This window comes from Deinococcus sp. (genome assembly GCF_018260405.1).
Taxonomy (GTDB): Bacteria; Deinococcota; Deinococci; order Deinococcales; family Deinococcaceae; genus Deinococcus.
Genome location: NZ_JAGLBG010000057.1, coordinates 1 through 16,424 on the forward strand (window position 1 = coordinate 1; position 16,424 = coordinate 16,424).

At 61.6% G+C, this 16,424-nt stretch carries 16 protein-coding genes; 10 read left to right on the plus strand and 6 right to left on the minus strand.

The window, feature by feature from the left end:
- Nucleotides 1-81 precede the first annotated feature (81 nt).
- Nucleotides 82-1,071: an extracellular solute-binding protein gene (locus tag QZ269_RS08405; protein WP_291426237.1), complete on the minus strand. Its 990-nt coding sequence runs from the start codon at nt 1,069-1,071 to the stop codon at nt 82-84.
- Nucleotides 1,072-1,666: 595 nt separating this feature from the next.
- Here QZ269_RS08405 and QZ269_RS08410 point away from each other — a divergent pair.
- Nucleotides 1,667-2,269: a single-stranded DNA-binding protein gene (locus QZ269_RS08410; RefSeq protein ID WP_291426239.1), complete on the plus strand. Its 603-nt coding sequence runs from the start codon at nt 1,667-1,669 to the stop codon at nt 2,267-2,269.
- Between the two features lie 250 nt (nt 2,270-2,519).
- Here QZ269_RS08410 and QZ269_RS08415 read toward each other — a convergent pair whose 3' ends face one another.
- Nucleotides 2,520-2,927, minus strand: a complete 408-nt coding sequence (locus QZ269_RS08415) for a hypothetical protein (RefSeq protein WP_291426241.1) — start codon at nt 2,925-2,927, stop codon at nt 2,520-2,522.
- Between the two features lie 110 nt (nt 2,928-3,037).
- Between QZ269_RS08415 and QZ269_RS08420 the strand changes: the two genes are divergently transcribed.
- Complete coding sequence (locus QZ269_RS08420; RefSeq protein WP_291426243.1) at nt 3,038-3,208, plus strand: hypothetical protein; 171 nt, start codon at nt 3,038-3,040, stop codon at nt 3,206-3,208.
- Between the two features lie 75 nt (nt 3,209-3,283).
- Here QZ269_RS08420 and QZ269_RS08425 read toward each other — a convergent pair whose 3' ends face one another.
- A complete protein-coding gene (locus tag QZ269_RS08425; RefSeq protein WP_291426245.1) occupies nt 3,284-3,769 on the minus strand; it encodes a hypothetical protein in 486 nt (161 codons plus the stop codon).
- A gap of 634 nt (nt 3,770-4,403) precedes the next feature.
- On the opposite strand from QZ269_RS08425, the gene QZ269_RS08430 reads away from it, so the two are divergent.
- The 7 genes from QZ269_RS08430 (at nt 4,404) to QZ269_RS08460 (ending at nt 11,357) form a co-directional block, all read left to right on the plus strand.
- Nucleotides 4,404-4,730 carry a hypothetical protein gene (locus tag QZ269_RS08430; protein WP_291426247.1) on the plus strand — a complete coding sequence of 109 codons (327 nt, stop codon included), beginning with the start codon at nt 4,404-4,406 and terminating at the stop codon, nt 4,728-4,730.
- Nucleotides 4,731-4,826: 96 nt separating this feature from the next.
- Nucleotides 4,827-6,248: a dihydrolipoyl dehydrogenase gene (gene lpdA / locus QZ269_RS08435; RefSeq protein ID WP_291426249.1), complete on the plus strand. Its 1,422-nt coding sequence runs from the start codon at nt 4,827-4,829 to the stop codon at nt 6,246-6,248.
- Between the two features lie 434 nt (nt 6,249-6,682).
- Nucleotides 6,683-8,011 carry a ribosome biogenesis GTPase Der gene (gene der, locus QZ269_RS08440; RefSeq protein ID WP_291426251.1) on the plus strand — a complete coding sequence of 443 codons (1,329 nt, stop codon included), beginning with the start codon at nt 6,683-6,685 and terminating at the stop codon, nt 8,009-8,011.
- Nucleotides 8,012-8,014: 3 nt separating this feature from the next.
- Nucleotides 8,015-8,389, plus strand: a complete 375-nt coding sequence (locus QZ269_RS08445; protein WP_291426253.1) for a hypothetical protein — start codon at nt 8,015-8,017, stop codon at nt 8,387-8,389.
- A gap of 84 nt (nt 8,390-8,473) precedes the next feature.
- Nucleotides 8,474-9,073 (plus strand): YceD family protein, encoded by a 600-nt coding sequence (locus tag QZ269_RS08450; protein WP_291426255.1) that lies wholly within the window; start codon nt 8,474-8,476, stop codon nt 9,071-9,073.
- Nucleotides 9,073-9,555 (plus strand): cyclic pyranopterin monophosphate synthase MoaC, encoded by a 483-nt coding sequence (gene moaC, locus QZ269_RS08455; protein WP_291426257.1) that lies wholly within the window; start codon nt 9,073-9,075, stop codon nt 9,553-9,555. Before QZ269_RS08450 ends, moaC begins: the two co-directional genes overlap by 1 nt.
- An 89-nt stretch (nt 9,556-9,644) precedes the next feature.
- Complete coding sequence (locus QZ269_RS08460) at nt 9,645-11,357, plus strand: polymer-forming cytoskeletal protein (protein ID WP_291426259.1); 1,713 nt, start codon at nt 9,645-9,647, stop codon at nt 11,355-11,357.
- A 207-nt stretch (nt 11,358-11,564) separates the two neighbouring features.
- On the opposite strand, the gene QZ269_RS08465 is transcribed toward QZ269_RS08460, so the two are convergent.
- On the minus strand, nt 11,565-12,977 hold the full coding sequence (locus QZ269_RS08465; RefSeq protein ID WP_291426261.1) for a prephenate dehydratase domain-containing protein: 1,413 nt from the start codon (nt 12,975-12,977) through the stop codon (nt 11,565-11,567).
- 179 nt (nt 12,978-13,156) lie between these two features.
- Here QZ269_RS08465 and QZ269_RS08470 point away from each other — a divergent pair, with 179 nt between their 5' ends.
- A complete protein-coding gene (locus tag QZ269_RS08470; RefSeq protein ID WP_291426263.1) occupies nt 13,157-13,780 on the plus strand; it encodes a deoxynucleoside kinase in 624 nt (207 codons plus the stop codon).
- Between the two features lie 251 nt (nt 13,781-14,031).
- Here QZ269_RS08470 and ddrC read toward each other — a convergent pair whose 3' ends face one another.
- Together ddrC and QZ269_RS08480 are read right to left on the minus strand one after the other, a co-directional pair.
- On the minus strand, nt 14,032-14,739 hold the full coding sequence (ddrC, locus tag QZ269_RS08475; RefSeq protein WP_291426265.1) for a DNA damage response protein DdrC: 708 nt from the start codon (nt 14,737-14,739) through the stop codon (nt 14,032-14,034).
- A gap of 350 nt (nt 14,740-15,089) precedes the next feature.
- Nucleotides 15,090-15,950, minus strand: coding sequence for a hypothetical protein (locus QZ269_RS08480; protein WP_367272253.1), 861 nt, complete (start codon nt 15,948-15,950; stop codon nt 15,090-15,092).
- Between the last annotated feature and the right edge of the window lie 474 nt (nt 15,951-16,424).

Sequence of the window (16,424 nt, forward strand, 5' to 3'; positions counted from 1 at the left end):
GCTCCAGCGATTGTGCGCCTGATGAAGAGGGCAGCATGGATACTCCGACGATATGGGCCTCAGACAGCCTCTCATACGAGATTATAACAGTCCGGCGTCACGAAGGAGCTTCTGCGCCTTCTCAATGTTCTTGGGCAGTGCGGCGGGGTCAACCCTGGGGCTGCGTTTCACCACGTCGTTGTACGGAAGCATGGTGGACGGCTGAATAATATTGCCCACCACTGGATACTCGAAATTTACGCTCAGGAAGAAGGTCTGCGCGTCTTTGCCGCTCAGGGCTTGCAGGAAGCGCAGGGCCGCCGTACGGTTCTTGCTGGTCTTGAGAATGGCCGCACCTGTGGCATTACCCAGGTTGCCAATGTCGCCCGCCTTGAAGAAATAAGTGTCCACGGGGTAGTTCAGGCGGTTGACGCGCTGAATGTAGTAATGGTTAGTCAGGGCTACGTCGATGTCGCCCGCCCGCATGGCTTCCAGCATGCCCACGTTGCTGGTCTTGTAGTCCTTGGGTTGCAGGGCTTTCATGCCTTCAATCCACCCCTTGGTGGTGGCCTCACCGTGCATAGCAATCATGCCCGCTAAAAAGTCCTGAAAACTCGGGTAGCTGACTGTCCAGCCGATTCGCCCTTTTAGGGCCGTCATTTTGGGCAGGTCAAGGATGCTTTCAGGAAGGTCAGCCGCTTTAATTTTGTCGGGATTGTAGGCCAGTACCCGGAAACGTACCGTGGTGGGCAGCCAGTCACTGGAAGTCGGGAGGTAATCATCGCTGACATTGCGGGAAATGCTTTTGCTGAGGGGACTGAACAGTTTGGCCTGAGACAGTTCGCCCAGTGCTCCCAAGCTGTTGCCCCAGTACACGTCGGCGGGGCTGCGGTTGCCTTCTTCCTGCAAGGCAGCGACCAGTTGAGCGTCGGTGCCGTAACGGACATTCACCTTGATGCCAGTCTGGCGCTCGAACTGCTGAACAATCGGGTTGACAAAGGTCTTGGCGCGGCCCGAGTAGACCGTTAGGCTTTGCTGAGCCAGCGCGGAAGAAACAAGGGATAGCGTGAGGACAGGGACGATAAATTTCATATTGCCGAATCCTAAGTTAATTGGTCGGATTAGTCAAGTTTTTTAAGTTGACTGATGGGTCTGTGTGAGTACTCGCTTACGAAGATTGATACGCTACGCCTACTGGCTTGCATTATAAGACCTAATTCATAAAATAGTAATTTATGACACTTTTCGCCTATTGAGGAGTTTGCATAATCTATACAAACCCTGCGGGGGAGTAGTTGTCTCACACTTCCATGTGAGAGGTGTATCGTCGCCAGTACGGAAGCCAAAGGTTTGTCGACTATACACAGCAAAAGGCAAGATTTGGCAAGAACGCGATAAACGCACCCTTGACGGTTTTTTTGGTCACACATCAGGCGGCCTGAGTACTACCGTTCCCAGAAGGAGTTACATTAACACGCCCGGATGACCGGTATCCCTCAGCTGGAGTGACCTCACTGCAACCGCTGGATGCAGTCAAAGTCCGTATAGGGTTCACCTCCCCCGTTATTCGAATGGCCACCCAGCAGTTTTTTTCTGTCCTATCAGTCTGTGCCGCCAATTCGGGGGGAGCCAGACTAGCCCCAATGTGCCCCCATGTGTTATGTTATTTACATAAGGAGGCAGAGTAATGTTGCATATTGAATTCCTGACCGATCTGGGAGCCAAAGTTTCTGTGGATGTCGAAAGTAGCGATAAACTGCTCGACGTGCAACGCCAATATGGCCGCCTGGGCTGGACGAGTGGCGAGATTCCCAACGGGGGGTATCAGTTTCCGCTGGAAAACGAGCCCGACTTCGACTGGTCACTGATCGGGGCGCGTAAATGGAAGAACCCCGAAGGCGAGGAGATGGTCATTCACCGGGGCCACGCCTACCGCCGCCGCGAACTGGAAGCGGTAGACAGCCGCAAGATGAAGCTACCCGCCGCCATCAAGTACAGCCGTGGGGCCAAAAGCACCGACCCCGAGCATGTGCGTGAGAAGTCGGACGGCGATTTCGAGTACGTCACCCTCGTTATTTTCCGGGCGGGCAAACGCCAGGAACGTTATGCCGTGCCAGCAGGCCGCCAGTCGTTCCAGGGCCAGCCACAACCGGCCCGGCAACCTCAGTCCGTGGCGGCTCAGCCTGTCACGCCTCAGGCGGCGCGGCCCCAGCCATCCAGCACCCCTGCACCACGCGCCATCCGCGCTCCGGCCGAGGCCCCAGCCGGTGAGGAAGAGATTCCCTTTTAAAGCATTTTGCAAAAAGATGGTCAAAAGAGCACCATCTTTTTGCCGAGTGGAACAGGTAAAAAGAAAGAGCAGGACGTAGAGTAAAGGGGGGCGGCGGTGTTTTTCCGACGTGCCCATCATTCGGAGAACTGCTCTAAATTAACCGAGCGAGCAGCACCCGCAAAACGTTGATCAGGCTGGACTTGCAAAGCAGAGAATGAAGGAGGTGGCGGTGATGTTCCGACACCTGCGTAATTCGGAGTTCACTGCTCTAGAGCTGCTTTTCCAGCATGGCCCACACGTCGGCAGGCCGCCAGTCCTCAGGCTTGAGCTGCTTGCCGTCGCTGCGTTTGGGGCCGCTCGCCTTGCTCAGATTGGCCCGGTGGACTTCGGCAAAGACCGCGTCGGCGTCTACTCCCAGCTGATCCAGTGCGCCGTAAGTCACGTACAGCAGATCGGTCAATTCATGTACCAGCGGCGTCAGGTCGGTCGGTAGAAGCTGCGTTTGAATCTCCAGGTGCGTTTGCAGCGCCACAAATTCGTCCTCCACTTCTCGCCACTCCTCGGCAATCAGCGTGCGGCGCAGCTTCAGCAGCCCGGCGTCCGGCACGGTGGGCCGGACAGGAGAAGGCTGCCCAATGGCATGGTGAAATTCACGGAGTCGCTCGGCGTTGGTCATGGGCCAACTGTAGCAACCCGGAGGGAGCTGCCGGGCAAACAGACAATTCCAAAAAAAAGCTCAAGGTCTTTGAGGAGGAGTGCCCCTGGCGGTCTGTTAGGGTCAACCGTATGACCATTCCAGATGACACTGGAGCAGGCAAGGTAGGCGGCGAAGTGCTGATCAGTGGACTGGATACCGGGCCAAGCTACGACGAGCGCCAGAACCGCACTCCGACAGACAAACTGATCGGTCTGAGCTCCCAGTCACCCGAACTGGAACCCGAGGACGAAGACGGCTGATCCGGATTCCGATTGAATCGTGAAATAACCAGATCTAATCGGAAGCTGTAATTGCCTCAACTCAGTGGCTTCAACTCAGTCGAGCGGAGAGCGGCGCAGTTCCTGTGAACGTATGTTAAGGGTCAGGGCCGCCTGCTTTGCTCCGGCCAACGACACTTTGAGGGTCACCGGTAAAGTCAGTTCCTGGAGTCGGCAGACTTTTTCATGCTGGTCACAGACAAACAACTGGGCGGTTACCGACGCCGGATACTGGCCTGCTTTGGCGCGGGCAGGCACCCGCATTTTAAACAGCACCGGCTCGACTCCCGCAAAGTAATCGGCCCACTGCGGCTCGGTGCGGGCAGGGCCACGCAACCCCGCCTGAGCTTTTTGCCAGGGCGTGACCAGAAGCAGGCTATTGGGCGCGGCGCGGTTGACCAGCACCGCCGGGGCCATATACCGCACGCTGAGACTGACCACGCCACCTGCCCGCACCGTCACCGCTATGGGCGCAGAAGCGGCAGGCAGCAGCCCAATAGGAAGCCCAGCAGAAAGTGCAAAAGAAAAGGCGGCCAGGAGCACGCCGGGAGTGTAACACTTGCTGGGTAAACCCCGACCCATATAGCGCAGTTCTCCGAATGATAGGCACGCTGGAAAAACACCACCGTCCCCTTCGTTCTATGTCCTGCTCTATTTTTTTCACTCGTTCCACTCGGCAAAAAGATGCTCAAAAGAGCACCGTCTTTTTACAAAATGCTTTAAAAAAAGAACCCCAAAAGGTTCTGTCTTCTGAACCAGGCGGCAGGAGTTGCACCTGCCTACAGCCTGAGCGCTGCCTGTTCGCACGCCCGTTGGTTGGAGGTGGGCGTCTCCCTCCCGGCTCCTGCCCGCTGTCTTGTCGCGTGACAGGCCTGCAAAGCCACTGTGCAGTATTCAGCATGGAGTCTGACAAAACATGTGCCGAACGTACAGAGGTCTTAAGCCAGGTGGCCTACTTTCAGAACGCGGCCCAGCTCCTGAGTGGCCCAGCTGCTAAGTGGCCCAGCCCCTGAGTGACGCAGTCCTCAAGCGGCCCAAATACTCGGAGGCGGGGCGACAGTGCCAAAAGTGTGCGGATTGGCGCGCTAACCTCTCAGGCAACAGGCCAAGAATCCTTCTGCTTGTTCTACTTGCCCTGCCGCTGGCTGCCTGTGCGCCCAAAATTACGCAGGGTGTTTTGCCAACCGACCCCGACGCCGCCGCCTTCGACCTAAACTACAACGCCAACAAGACCGCCGGGGTTCTGACCTTCGCCACCGGTCGCCAGGCGGTCAACGACGCCACACTGACGTTCAGCGGGGCTGACCTCAGCCACATTCGGATCAAGGAGGCCCAGTGCACCGCCACAGGAACCCTGCTCACCTGCGATATCGGTGCGCTGGACATGAACAAGCGGTATGAGGTGAGCGTGCCGGGCGCGGACTGGGCCGAAGTGACCTACACGCGGCCCAACGGCGTGCAGTACAAACTGACCGCCGACGAAACGGAAGCTGCCCGGCAGTAAAGTCCGCGCCAATCTCTACTCACGTCCATTTGTTCCCCGTACAGGAACGCCGCCGCACTTTTGCAGATGCGGGTGAGTGCTACGCTTGTTAGTGCTATGGAAACCTTCGACGTTCTGGTTATTGGCGGCGGCCCTGCGGGGTACGTGGCTGCCATTCGCGCCTCGCAGCTCGGCCTAAAAACGGCCTGCGTGGACGCTTTTACGCGTGACGGCAAGCCCAGTCTGGGCGGCACCTGCCTGAACGTGGGTTGCATTCCCAGCAAGGCCATGCTGGATTCCAGCGAGAAGTTCGAGATGATCACCCATGAAGCCACCGAGCACGGGATTCAGGTGCAGGGCGCGACCGTGGATCTGAGCAAAACGCTAGCGCGCAAAAAGGGTGTGGTCGATAAGCTGACCAGCGGCATCGCCTACCTGTTCAAGAAGAATAAGGTGACCAGCTACTACGGCCTGGGCCAACTGCTGCGCCAGGACGGTGACGCCTGGATCGTCAGCGTGAGCCAGGAGGGGGCCGCTGACACCGAGGTCAAGGCCAAGAACGTGATCGTGGCGACGGGCAGCAACCCCCGTGAACTGCCGCTGGCCCCCTTTGGCGGAAACGTGGTCGAAAATAGCGGCGCACTGGCCTTCGAGCAGGTGCCCGGCAAGCTGGGCGTGATCGGCGCGGGCGTGATCGGGCTGGAACTGGGCAGCGTATGGCGCCGCCTGGGTGCTCAGGTCACCATTCTGGAAGCCATGCCGAGTTTCCTGGCCGCCGCCGACGACGCGGTGGCGAAAGAAGCGCTCAAGCAGTTTCAGAAGCAGGGGCTGAACTTCCACTTCGGCGTGAATATCAGCCGGGTCGAGCAGACTAGCGCGGGTGTCAGCGTGACCTACGCCGAGAACGGCCAGGAAACCACCGCGCAGTTCGACAAGCTGATCATTAGTATTGGCCGTGTGCCCAACACCGGGGGCCTCGGTGCCCAGAACGTCGGACTGGCCCTCGATGAGCGCGGTTTCGTGAAGGTAGACCCCCACTACCGCACCAACCTGAGCGGTGTGTACGCCATCGGCGACGTGATCGGCGGCGCAATGCTGGCGCACAAGGCCGAGGAAGAAGGCGTGGCCCTGGCCGAGATGATCGCCGGGCAGGCTGGACACGTGAACTACGACGTGATTCCCTGGGTCATCTATACCAGCCCCGAGATCGCCTGGGCGGGCCTGACTGAAAAGGCGGCCAAGGAAAGGGGACTGAATGTACGTACCGGTCAGTTTCCCTTTAGTGCCAACGGGCGGGCCCTGGGCCACGGCGACCCACGCGGCTTCGTGAAGGTTATTGCCGACGCTCAGACCGACAAGATTCTGGGGGTTCACATGATCGGCCCCAACGTGTCCGAACTGATCGGTGAAACAGTAGCGGTCATGGAATTCGGCGGAAGCAGCGAGGATCTGGGCCGCACCATCCACGCCCACCCGACCCTCAGCGAAGTGGTCAAGGAAGCGGCGCTGGCCGTCGAGAAGCACGCCATCCACATGTAAACGAGCAGCAAAACGGAGGGCGGCGCGGAGTAATCCAGCGCCGCTCTCGATTAATATCCAGCAGACCAAAAAAAATCCGCCCTTTGCAGGCGGTGATAGAAATAGGATAGCGTGAGATACAGCGTTTGTCAAATTTATGCATCTGGCCGGATTTTTGCTGTTCAGCACACTTCTTAACACCTGGGGGCAAGAGGAAAATACAGAGAGTTTGGTTATGCGGACTGCCGCCTGTTTGGTTGACCACCCCCTCAGGCACCGGGTGAACCACTCCACGCCGGGAACCCTTTTTTCTCGTCAAACACTCATCTAAGCTGTCTATACTGCTTGGTCTATGCCTCAACTGTCTGCGTGACGCTGTGTCAGCGGGATACTGGGGCCTTCGGCGGGGATCGCTAGACGCAGTGATGACCGGCACCGTGAAGGAGCGTCTCAAAATGCATAAAGTAGCTATTGTAGGCCGACCCAACGTCGGTAAATCCAGCCTGTTCAACCGCCTGATAGGCCGCCGTGAAGCCGTGGTTGCCGACTTTCCCGGTGTGACCCGCGACGCGAAAGAGGGGCTGATGATGTACCACAACCACCGCATTACGCTGATCGACACCGGCGGGCTGTGGAGCGGCGACGAGTGGGAAGAGGCTATCCGTGAAAAAGCCGAGTGGGCCATGGAAGGGGCGCAGGCAGTCATTTTTGTGCTCGACCCGCGCGAGGGCCTGAGCGCCGCCGACTACGAGGTGGCCGACTGGCTGCGTAAGCTGGGCAAGCCCGTAATCGTGGTTGCCAACAAGATCGACAGCCAGAAGCACGAAATCTATCTGGCCGAACTGTGGGGCCTGGGCTTCGGCGATCCGGTGGCGATCAGTGCCGAGCACGCCCGTGGCCTGGACGAGTTGCTTGACCGGGTCATGACCCACCTGCCCGAGGACACCGAGGATGTGCCCGACATCGCGCCGATCCGGATTTCCTTGATCGGGCGGCCCAATGTGGGCAAGTCGAGTCTGCTCAACGCCATTACGCAGTCTGACCGCGCCATCGTGGCCGATCAGCCAGGCACCACCCGCGACAGCCTGGACGTGGAATGGGATTACGGCGGGCAGCGCTTCGTGCTGGTGGATACCGCCGGGATTCGCAAAAAGCCCGACACCGCCATCGAGGATTACGCCATTCAGCGCAGCGAGGCCGCGATTGCCCGCAGCGACGTGATCTGGCTGGTGCTCAACGCAAACGATATGGGCGACCACGAACTGAAGCTGGCGAACCTCGCCTACGACAGCGGCAAGCCCGTGATTGTGGTGGTCAATAAGTGGGACCTCGTGCCCGACGCCGACCTCAAGAGCACCGAGAAAGACCTCAATCAGAAGCTGCACCACATCAGCTTCGCGCCGCGCGTGTACACCAGCGCCATCAACGACTACGGCATTCACGACATGCTGGCCGAGGCCATGAAGCTCTACGAGAAGTGGCAGTCACGCGTGCCGACCAGCGAACTCAACCGCTGGCTGGAAGTCTGGCAGATGCGCCAGGCCGTGCCGAACTTCCACGGCAAGAAGCTCAAGCTGTACTTTATGACGCAGGTCGAAACCGCGCCGCCCACCTTCGCCATTTTCTGTAACCGCGCCGACTTCGTGACCCGCGCCTACGAGGGCTTCTTGCAAAACCGTATCCGGGAAGACCTGCAACTGGCCGGGGTTCCGGTACGGCTGAAGTGGAAGGAAAAAGGCCCGTACAAGCGCGGCAAGAAAGGCGAGAAAGACGACGAAGAGTAAGCCGTGCGCTGGCCCAGAGTCCTGCGCCTTGTCTACGTTCTGGCCCTGGCTGGCGCGACCTTTAACCACTCGCGTGAACTGTGGCAAGGCGGCTGGCTGCCGTATGACTACGCGCCGCTCTGGACGAATATCTTCTGGACAGCCTTGACCTTCCTTGACCCTCTGGCGATTTGGCTGCTGCTTCGGCAAAAGTCGGCAAAGGCGGGGCCTGCGGGGGTGTGGCTTACGCTGGGTATCATGCTACTGGACGTAGCCGTCAACCTAAATTTCGGTTTGCAGCACGGTCATTCTCTCTCAAGTTCTCTGGCACTGCTGGCCCAGGGGATTTTTTTGGGCTTCGTACTGGGCAGTGCGCCGCTGCTCCTGCGTAAAGACTGATTCCTTCCCCTCAGCTAAGCCAAATCCTTTAGTGTCCGTGCGCCCTATCCCTTATTTCCCAAAAAGGAATCTAGAATGCCCCATATGACCGACCAACCCCGGATTCACCTCGGCACGCTTCTGCGCTCGGACGCCGACGCACACGCCGAAGGCGAACTTGACCACCTGAATTATGAGCAGGGCAACGAATACCAGACCCTGCACTTTGCCGAAGCGGCGCCCTACGAAATCGATGTCAATTCGCTGGGCGGCGACGACATGTATCTTCAGGGCACCTTTGAACCGACCCTGGTGATGGAGTGTGCCCGCTGCCTGCGCGAGGTGCATGTGCCGCTGGAGCTGCAACTTGGCACCCTGATGCGCTACGACCCGTCGGTGGAAAAACCCCGCCTCGACGAGGCCGACACCGGCGAAGAAATCCTGCTGTTCGGTGAGCCGGACGTGGATCTCAGCGGCTACCTCGCCGAAACCACCATTCTCGCCGCGCCGCTAAGCGTGCTGCACGCGCCCGACTGTAAGGGGCTTTGTCAGGTGTGCGGACACGACCTCAACGAAGGCCCCTGCGAGCACATGGCGCAGGTGCCCGTCGAGGAAATCGACGACGACCTCGGCACGCCCGAAGGCACCGTCCATGTCAGGCAAAATCCCTTCGCGGCCCTCAAAGACCTCGATCTGCCTGAATAATGACCGACCCACCCGAATTGACGCATTTCGTAGGTGGCCTGCCGCGCATGGTAGACGTGTCGAGCAAAGCCGTGACCGCGCGGACAGCGACCGCCGAAGCCTGGGTGCGCCTTCCCCCCGCAGCCCGCGCCGCACTGGAAAACAGCACTAACCCCAAAGGCGACCCGCTGACGGTAGCGCGGTTAGCCGGGCTGGCGGGCAGCAAAAAGACCAGCGACCTGATTATGCTGTGCCACCCGATTCCAGTCACCGGAGCCGACGTACAGGTGACCCTGGAAGAAGGCGGCGTGCACATTGTCGCCACGGTCAGAACCACCGCGCCCACTGGAGTAGAAATGGAAGCGCTAACGGCGGCCAGTGTCGCCGCGCTCAACGTCTACGACATGCTCAAGGCCGCCAGCAAGGCCATCGAGATCACCGGGCTGCGGCTGCTGTCCAAAACAGGCGGTAAAAGCGGCGACTATCAGGCCAACGAGTATTGACGAAATCACCGCGTTATCAATAAGCGTTAGCTTGTGCCCTAGACAGCTCACGGGAACCCTGGGCCGCCTGACCTCGTAAACGAACTGATATGAAGGATCTGCCACACGGTTCAGTTGGCCCCGCAGGAGAACACCTGCTGGAGCTGCTGCACCGTGAGCAAGAAGGCGCACTGACCTCCGCCGAGCAACACCAGCTGGACGAGCGTAAAGCCGACCCGGAGGTGCAGTCGGCCCGCACCGCCCTGTGTCGGGCCGTGATGTTCCTCAGCGGGCCTAATCCGCCACTGCCGCGCAGCGTGGCCGCTGATGTGGCCGCACAGATTCACCTCAGCGCTCAATTGACCTCCCCTCCCCTGCCCCGTTCCGTGGCGAGCAGCGTGGCCGCGGAGGTCGTCCTTTCGCGCCAGTTGCCCGCCCCCCCGGTTATGCCCCATTCGGTAGCGGCGACAGTCAGCGCCGAGATTCAGATGGCGCAGGTGCTCGGTGCCGCTCCGGTTATTCCGGTTTCGGTGGCCGCGTCTGTCCTGGCCGACATCGCACTCAGCCGCCAACTGGAGCAGCTTAAGCCTGTGGCCGTGCCCCAGCATTCTGTGGCGGCGTCTCTCGCGCTCAGAATGGCCCAGGACAGGCCAGGAGAATCGGGTGTTCCGGGGTTTCCCACGGCTAGTACGCCAGGCTTACCTCTAGCGTTTGCCAGTCAACGCCCCGCTCTGTTGGCCGAGCCGCTGCCGGTTCAGAGCGGAGCACCCCCGCCCCTTGGCCGCGCGGCGCAAAGCAGACCGCGCAACCCCGCACCACTGCTGCTGCTGGGGGGCCTGCTGGCCGGGGTCACGTTGCTGACCCTCACGACGGCGTGGCCCAATCTGGCGGCGGGCGCGGTGGTGCTGCATGCCCTGCTGGACCAGGTTTCACCACTGGCGGGCGTGGGGCTAAGCCTGCTGCTGCTGACCAGCGCCCTGGTGACCTGGAAACCGACGCCGCAGCTGCGAACAGCGGGCGCGGGCGCTTTTGCGCTGGCCGCCACGCTGACCATTCCGGCGCTCTACAACGTGGCAGGCGGTGGCCGGGGCCTGACGGTGGGACAAAACGTTACGGTGAGCGGTCTGGTACGCGGCAACGTGATCGCCATCGCGGGGAACGTCGAACTGAAACCGCAGGCCAGGGTTGAGGGCGAGGTCGTGACGCTGCTGGGCGACGTTCACCGCGATCACGGGGCGCAGGTCGGAGGCCACGTAAATGCCCTGCTCGGTCAGGCCCCCGGCGACGAAGCGGCCATTCAGACGCGCCCAGTCAGCGACCTGAGCCTGGCGACCGCCGCCGCCTTCCGGCCCATGCTGGGGTGGTTGGGGGCCGCCGCGTGGCCGCGCATTTTTGTGGCCCTGACCGGCGGACTGCTGCTGCTGCTGTTTGTGGCGGGGGTGGCGCCAGTGCTGGCCCGCAAGCAGCGGCACGCCCCTATACGCACGCTGTCACTGGGCGTTCTACTGCTCTCAGCGCTCATTCTTCCAGCGCTGGGGCTGGCCCTGATCGGCTGGCTGGCTCCGGCCCTGCTGGGCACCGCTCTGGTCACGCTGCTGCTGGCCCTGGGCCTCAGCGTCAGCGTGTATGACGCGGGGCGCACCCTGGCCTACCGGATGCACCTGCCCGTGCCCGACGTGGCGGGGGCACTGCTGGGCCTCAGCGCCTTCGCCGCCAGCCTGAGTTACGCGCCGCTGGCTTTTACCCTGGCCCTGGTTGGCGGCGCGTGGGGGGCGGGCACGCTGCTGCTGTCACGCAGACAGATGCAGACATTTCAGGGCTAATACGGACTGCCCAATTGAACCGGGCTGGGCACCACTACGCCCCAGGGGTATATACCGACTACCGTCTGTTTTGTTCACCACCCGCAAGGACGCCAAGTTGCCACCTCCACGCCCGGAACCAGTTGCTCTCCTGTTCGCTCTGCAGCGCAGCCCTACGAAGCCGCTCGAATTGAACGGTTTTGCAAACCTTTTGACCCGAGTCCGTATTTAGCGCTGGCACACCTGCGTGACCGGCGCAATGGCCGCGCCGTAAATCTTGCTGTAATCGTTCAGGGCGCTGCGGGCCTGGCTACTCCCTGCCGGGAGCGACGCGTCCGGGCAATGGCGGGTCGCCCAAACCTCGCCTAGGGCTGCACTGATGGCCGTAGTCAGCGCGTCGAGCTTGGGCCTCACATCGGTCACAAGGTCGGGGGCGTGGGCAAATTTGGGGGTTCCCGCTTTGGTCCACTGGTCGATCAGGGTGCGCTGGGCCGCTTTGCTGGCCTCAATCTGGGCCGCCCAGTACGCCTTGACCACGCTGTCATCCACGCCGGGCAGTGCTTTGACCCCGCCGTCGATCACGACTGCCTCCCGCGCCAGATCCTCGACCGGAGCGCCGCTGACGTACTTGGCCTGGGCGACCTCGTAGGCCACGTCCAGGCGGCAGGCGGTCAACTGAGCCAGTAGCTCGGCCCCCGCCGCATTGGTCCCCAGGTCAGGGCAGGCCTGCGCCAGCGCCGAAGTAGTCTGGGCGGCAGTCTTGAGCGGCTCGGCGGTGTAGGCTCCCAGCAAGGTCGCCTGCCCGATGGTCTGGCGAACGGCCCCCTGAAGCACGGAGACCGGAGTGGCTCTGCCGCTCAGAAAGAGCGTCAGGCGCTCTTGGGCCAGCCGACCGCTCGGGGTGCTGGCGACCCCGGTGACGTTGAACCCCAGTTTACGTAGCCCAGTAAGCAACTGCCCCAGCCCCAGCCCACCGTCGGCGCGAGTAGGCAGGTAACTGACGACGGCGCGGTCGGCGCTGGCCGCCGAGTCCAGTTCGTTTTTCTGAACCACCAGAAAGCGCGTGGTGTTGGCCTTGTCGTCCTGAATCCGGGCAGCCAGCACGCCGAGCTTATAGACCCCGGCGGCGGCGGGCGCGGCAATGGCGGCCATGGTCTTGCCGCCGTCCTGCGCGACCTGTTCGGCAGCGGCGGCAGTGCTCTTGGCCTCAACGCGCTTGACGTTGGGAAAGTTGGCTTTCAGGTAATTGGCCGACTGCAAGAAAGGCTGCGGGTGGCTGACGATGGTCGTGATGTCGCCCGCCCTGGTGCCCGGATTGACCAACAACATATTGTCGATGGGCAGGTCCGAGATGCCAATGACGCGCCAAGCCGGAAGTTTAGCGAGCAGAGTGAGGGTTTCGGCCACGTAGCCGCCTGTGGAATTCTCGATAGGAATCAGGCCGTAGGGCGCTTTCCCGGCGCCGACTTGGTTGCTCACGTCGGTGATGCTGCTTGCCAGCGTAGGCGTCCAGCCATGCGCCCTGGCGACGTCCTGTGCCACCTGATCGGAGTAGGTGCCGACCGGGCCGAGGTACAGAAAGCTCTGAGCGCCCGCATGAGCGGCGCAGACCAGCAACGTGGTCAGAATTAGTTTTTGCATGACCTGCATTATGCGGCTCAGGCGGGCAACCACAAGCCCCCCTCCTACTTTGCACGTTCGGGGCGTGTCCCCGCCGCCCGGTCAGCCCCCGGCCCGGCAGCGGCGCTATCCTCTGCCCTGTCTATGAGACTCGCGGAAACGAAAAAAACAGGCGGCTGGCGTACTGGCGGGCCCACCTGATGTACCTGGCCGTTTCAGGCAACATCGGCAGTGGCAAAAGCACCCTGACACAGATGCTCTCGGAGCGCTACGGCCTGCGCCCAGTGTACGAACCCTACGCCGAGAACCCTTACCTGGAAGACTTCTACCGCGATATGCGGCGTTACTCCTTTCACTCGCAGGTCTACTTTTTGAGCCGCCGCCTGGAGCAGCACCTGAACTTGGTGACCGGGGCACGGTACGTCATTCAGGACCGCACGGTGTTCGAGGACGCCAACATCTTTGCCCGCAACCTGTACCAGCAGGGCGCCATGGAGGAGCGCGACTGGCAGACCTACTGGGGGCTGTACCAGGGCATTTTGCCTGCGTTGCGCGTGCCTGACTTGCTTATTCATATCGGGGCCAGTCTGCCCACGCTGCGCCGCCGCATCTTGTTGCGCGGGCGCACCTACGAGCAGGCCATCCCTGACGCGTACCTCAGCGGCCTGAACGGGCTGTACGACGGCTGGATTAGCGCCTTCGACGCCTGCCCGGTAGTGCGCGTTAACGGTGATCGGCTGGACTTCGTGCATGACCCGCAGGCTTTCGAGTGGGTCTGTGAGCGCGTTGCGGCGCAGGGCTTCGGGCTTCCGCTGCTGCGCTGAGCGCCCGCTGCTACGAACGGCCGCTTGAACCGGGGCCTTCTGGATTCAATCTGAGCGGAAGCGAGAAGGAAAAAGGTGGGTTTCGCGGTACAGGCGGTACCTTCTTAACCAAAACGGCTTCTTGGTCAGAACGGCACCCGTATGGGGCCTGACCGCACCCTTGAAGGGGCCTGCCCGCTTCTTGAGCAAAACGGCACCCTTGAAGGGGCCTGCCCGCTTCCCGCCTGTACCAGAATTGAGCGGAATGGGTATTAGCCCGTCTGAAGCGGCCCTCCCTGAAACGGAATAGGCCAGTTCTGGCGTTCCTGGCGGGCCACAGACTCGTGCAGGCACAGGATGGCCGCGTTGCCACGTGCGCCGCGTTCCTGAATGGCGCGGGCCGTGGCCGTGTCGAGGTACGCCAGCCGCAGCAGTTCGGTGCTGCTCAGGCCGTCGCGGGTCTGGCGCACGCCGCGCTCACGCCGGATGGTCGCGCTGTCGGTGCCCAGTACGCTGCGGTTGCTAATGCTGCCCAACTGTCCATACACCCGGCCCTCGCCGCCGTGCCGGGCCACAGTGCTCATCAGTTCGCGCCGCGCTCCGCTGCTTTCCAGGCGGGCGGCCAGCCAGCGCCGGGCTTCGGGATCGGGGTTGGCTTCGGCCACTTGCGCGGCCAGTTTAATGTCACCCTGCATGGCGCGGGCCAGCAGCTCCTGCGCCCGCCTGCGCCAGCGCCGGGCCTCCGGGGTATCCAGCACAAAGGCCAGCCGTGTGAACTCGGGGACGCTGAGGGTTGGTTCGGGGCCAGCGCCGAAGTCGCTTTCGCCAGGTTCGAGGCCGTGCAAGGCGGCAAATTCTGCCCAGTCAGCAGGCATAGGCACTCCCAGCGCCAGCAGCGCCGTGGGCGCGTAGAGCTGCCCGTCTGCGCTGGTGGGCAGGCGTTGTGAGCCGAATTCCAGGGTCAGGTGCAAGTTCTTCATGCCAATATTCTAACATAGATTATGCTTATAGCATAATAAAATCTGCTTATTCACGGCACACAGCTGGAACTATAAGCGACCTGGGTTCGGCAAGACGGCGGGGCTGAGGAGGCGCAGCACGCCCCACACCGTGTGTATGATCGCGGCGGCTATTGCTGGCGTTCGCTGCGCCTGTTGACGACGCCCCACCAGTTGACCCAACGTGAACCGCCTGACAGATGTGCGGAGGCCTCGCGTTCCATGCGGATACCGCCCGCTTGCCCTGAAACGGGTTCCGGGCGTCAGGGTGTTATGCCATGCAGACAGGGCGATCAACCCTGTTCGGTTGATCGCCCTGCGGGGGGGTTCAATCAGCGGCGGATGCTAACGGTGCGGTGCGTTGCGGCGCTGCGGGCTCCGAACACGCTGGCGGCGATGGTCAGACCAGAGGCGAGCAGCCAGGCCCAGCCAGCGGTGCTGGCGGCGGTGCGAGCGGTGCGTTCTGCGGTTTGAGCAAGCTGCTGCGCCTGCTTCTCGAGGCGGTCTACTTCCGTGGTAACGACCGTGCGAACTTCCTGTGCCTGCGCAGCGCTTAGGCCCTGGCGTTCCAAGCGGGCCACAAACTGCTCACCAGTCAGGGCGTTCTTGATGGCGGTGACGCGGGCAGCGGCGAAGTCAGTAATGTTACCCAGATCCTGCTTACCCAGGTCGTACTGCGTGCGGCGGAAGATACCGCTCACGACGTTGGCCGTGGCCTGCACCTGCTGCTCGTTCAGGTTGTCGCTATTCCCGGCAATCAGTTCAACAATGTCGTCCTGATTGATGCCGCTGATGAAGTCCTGCACGCCGCCGCTCTGCGCGGTGGCCGTACCGGCGGCGGCTGTGGCCGCTACGCCCGCACCAAGAACGTTCCCGGCGGTGCTGGTAACGGTGCCTAGCAAGCGGCTGGCGCTGTTCAGGGCGAACAGGGTGCTTAGCAAGATAAGCATGCCAGCGGTTATGAGGCCGGTCAGGGTGGCGTCATCGTGGGTCATAGCAGCGATCCCGTCATCGTTACGGGTGGCGGGCGCAGCGGCGCGCACGGCGGTCAGGCCCGCAGCGTACGCACCGACCAGGGCGGCGATGGCCGACCAGATGACAGCCGCCATGCCGACGCCGGAAAGGGTGAGGCCGGTCAGGGCCGTGATGACGGTGCCTAGGGCCAGCAGGGTGAAAGTGGTCACGAGGCCCATCACCAGGCCAGCAAGAACACCTCGCCAGGAGAGGCGGTGGGACAAATAATCTGCGTTCAAAGTCATACTTGGCATGGTACGGGACGGTGAGAACCGAGCGGTCAATCCATAAGCGCCCTCTAAGAGAATCTCAAGAAAACGGTAGCACCCATCTCATACGCCTTCCGGTTAAAGGCTTTGGAACAACACTTCCACCCGAGCCGACCCCTAGAGCCGACCCTTAGCGCCGCACCGCAAAGCGGGCAAGAGCAAACCAGCTGCCGGGCGCTGCCAGTTGATCATCCGGTGTCCTTGCGGATGGTCAACGCAACAGATGGCAGTCCGTTGCATCCTTCAGATTCCAACCGGCACTGACGTGTACGGTGTTCTTTTCCTTCTCGCATCCGCCCGGATTGAATCTGAGAGGCTGTCTGAGGCCCATATCGTCGGAGTATCCATGCTGCCCTCTTCATCAGGCGCACAATCGCTGGAGCA

What these genes read in the sequence shown, in the direction of transcription:
- QZ269_RS08405 (WP_291426237.1), bottom strand. Translation starts at nt 1,071, where the DNA reads ATGAAATTTATCGTCCCTGTCCTCACGCTATCCCTTGTTTCTTCCGCG.
- QZ269_RS08410 (WP_291426239.1), top strand. Translation starts at nt 1,667, where the DNA reads ATGTTGCATATTGAATTCCTGACCGATCTGGGAGCCAAAGTTTCTGTG.
- QZ269_RS08415 (WP_291426241.1), bottom strand. Translation starts at nt 2,927, where the DNA reads ATGACCAACGCCGAGCGACTCCGTGAATTTCACCATGCCATTGGGCAG.
- QZ269_RS08420 (WP_291426243.1), top strand. Translation starts at nt 3,038, where the DNA reads ATGACCATTCCAGATGACACTGGAGCAGGCAAGGTAGGCGGCGAAGTG.
- lpdA (WP_291426249.1), top strand. Translation starts at nt 4,827, where the DNA reads ATGGAAACCTTCGACGTTCTGGTTATTGGCGGCGGCCCTGCGGGGTAC.
- der (WP_291426251.1), top strand. Translation starts at nt 6,683, where the DNA reads ATGCATAAAGTAGCTATTGTAGGCCGACCCAACGTCGGTAAATCCAGC.
- QZ269_RS08450 (WP_291426255.1), top strand. Translation starts at nt 8,474, where the DNA reads ATGACCGACCAACCCCGGATTCACCTCGGCACGCTTCTGCGCTCGGAC.
- moaC (WP_291426257.1), top strand. Translation starts at nt 9,073, where the DNA reads ATGACCGACCCACCCGAATTGACGCATTTCGTAGGTGGCCTGCCGCGC.
- QZ269_RS08460 (WP_291426259.1), top strand. Translation starts at nt 9,645, where the DNA reads ATGAAGGATCTGCCACACGGTTCAGTTGGCCCCGCAGGAGAACACCTG.
- QZ269_RS08465 (WP_291426261.1), bottom strand. Translation starts at nt 12,977, where the DNA reads ATGCAAAAACTAATTCTGACCACGTTGCTGGTCTGCGCCGCTCATGCG.
- QZ269_RS08470 (WP_291426263.1), top strand. Translation starts at nt 13,157, where the DNA reads ATGTACCTGGCCGTTTCAGGCAACATCGGCAGTGGCAAAAGCACCCTG.
- ddrC (WP_291426265.1), bottom strand. Translation starts at nt 14,739, where the DNA reads ATGAAGAACTTGCACCTGACCCTGGAATTCGGCTCACAACGCCTGCCC.
- QZ269_RS08480 (WP_367272253.1), bottom strand. Translation starts at nt 15,950, where the DNA reads ATGGGCCTCGTGACCACTTTCACCCTGCTGGCCCTAGGCACCGTCATC.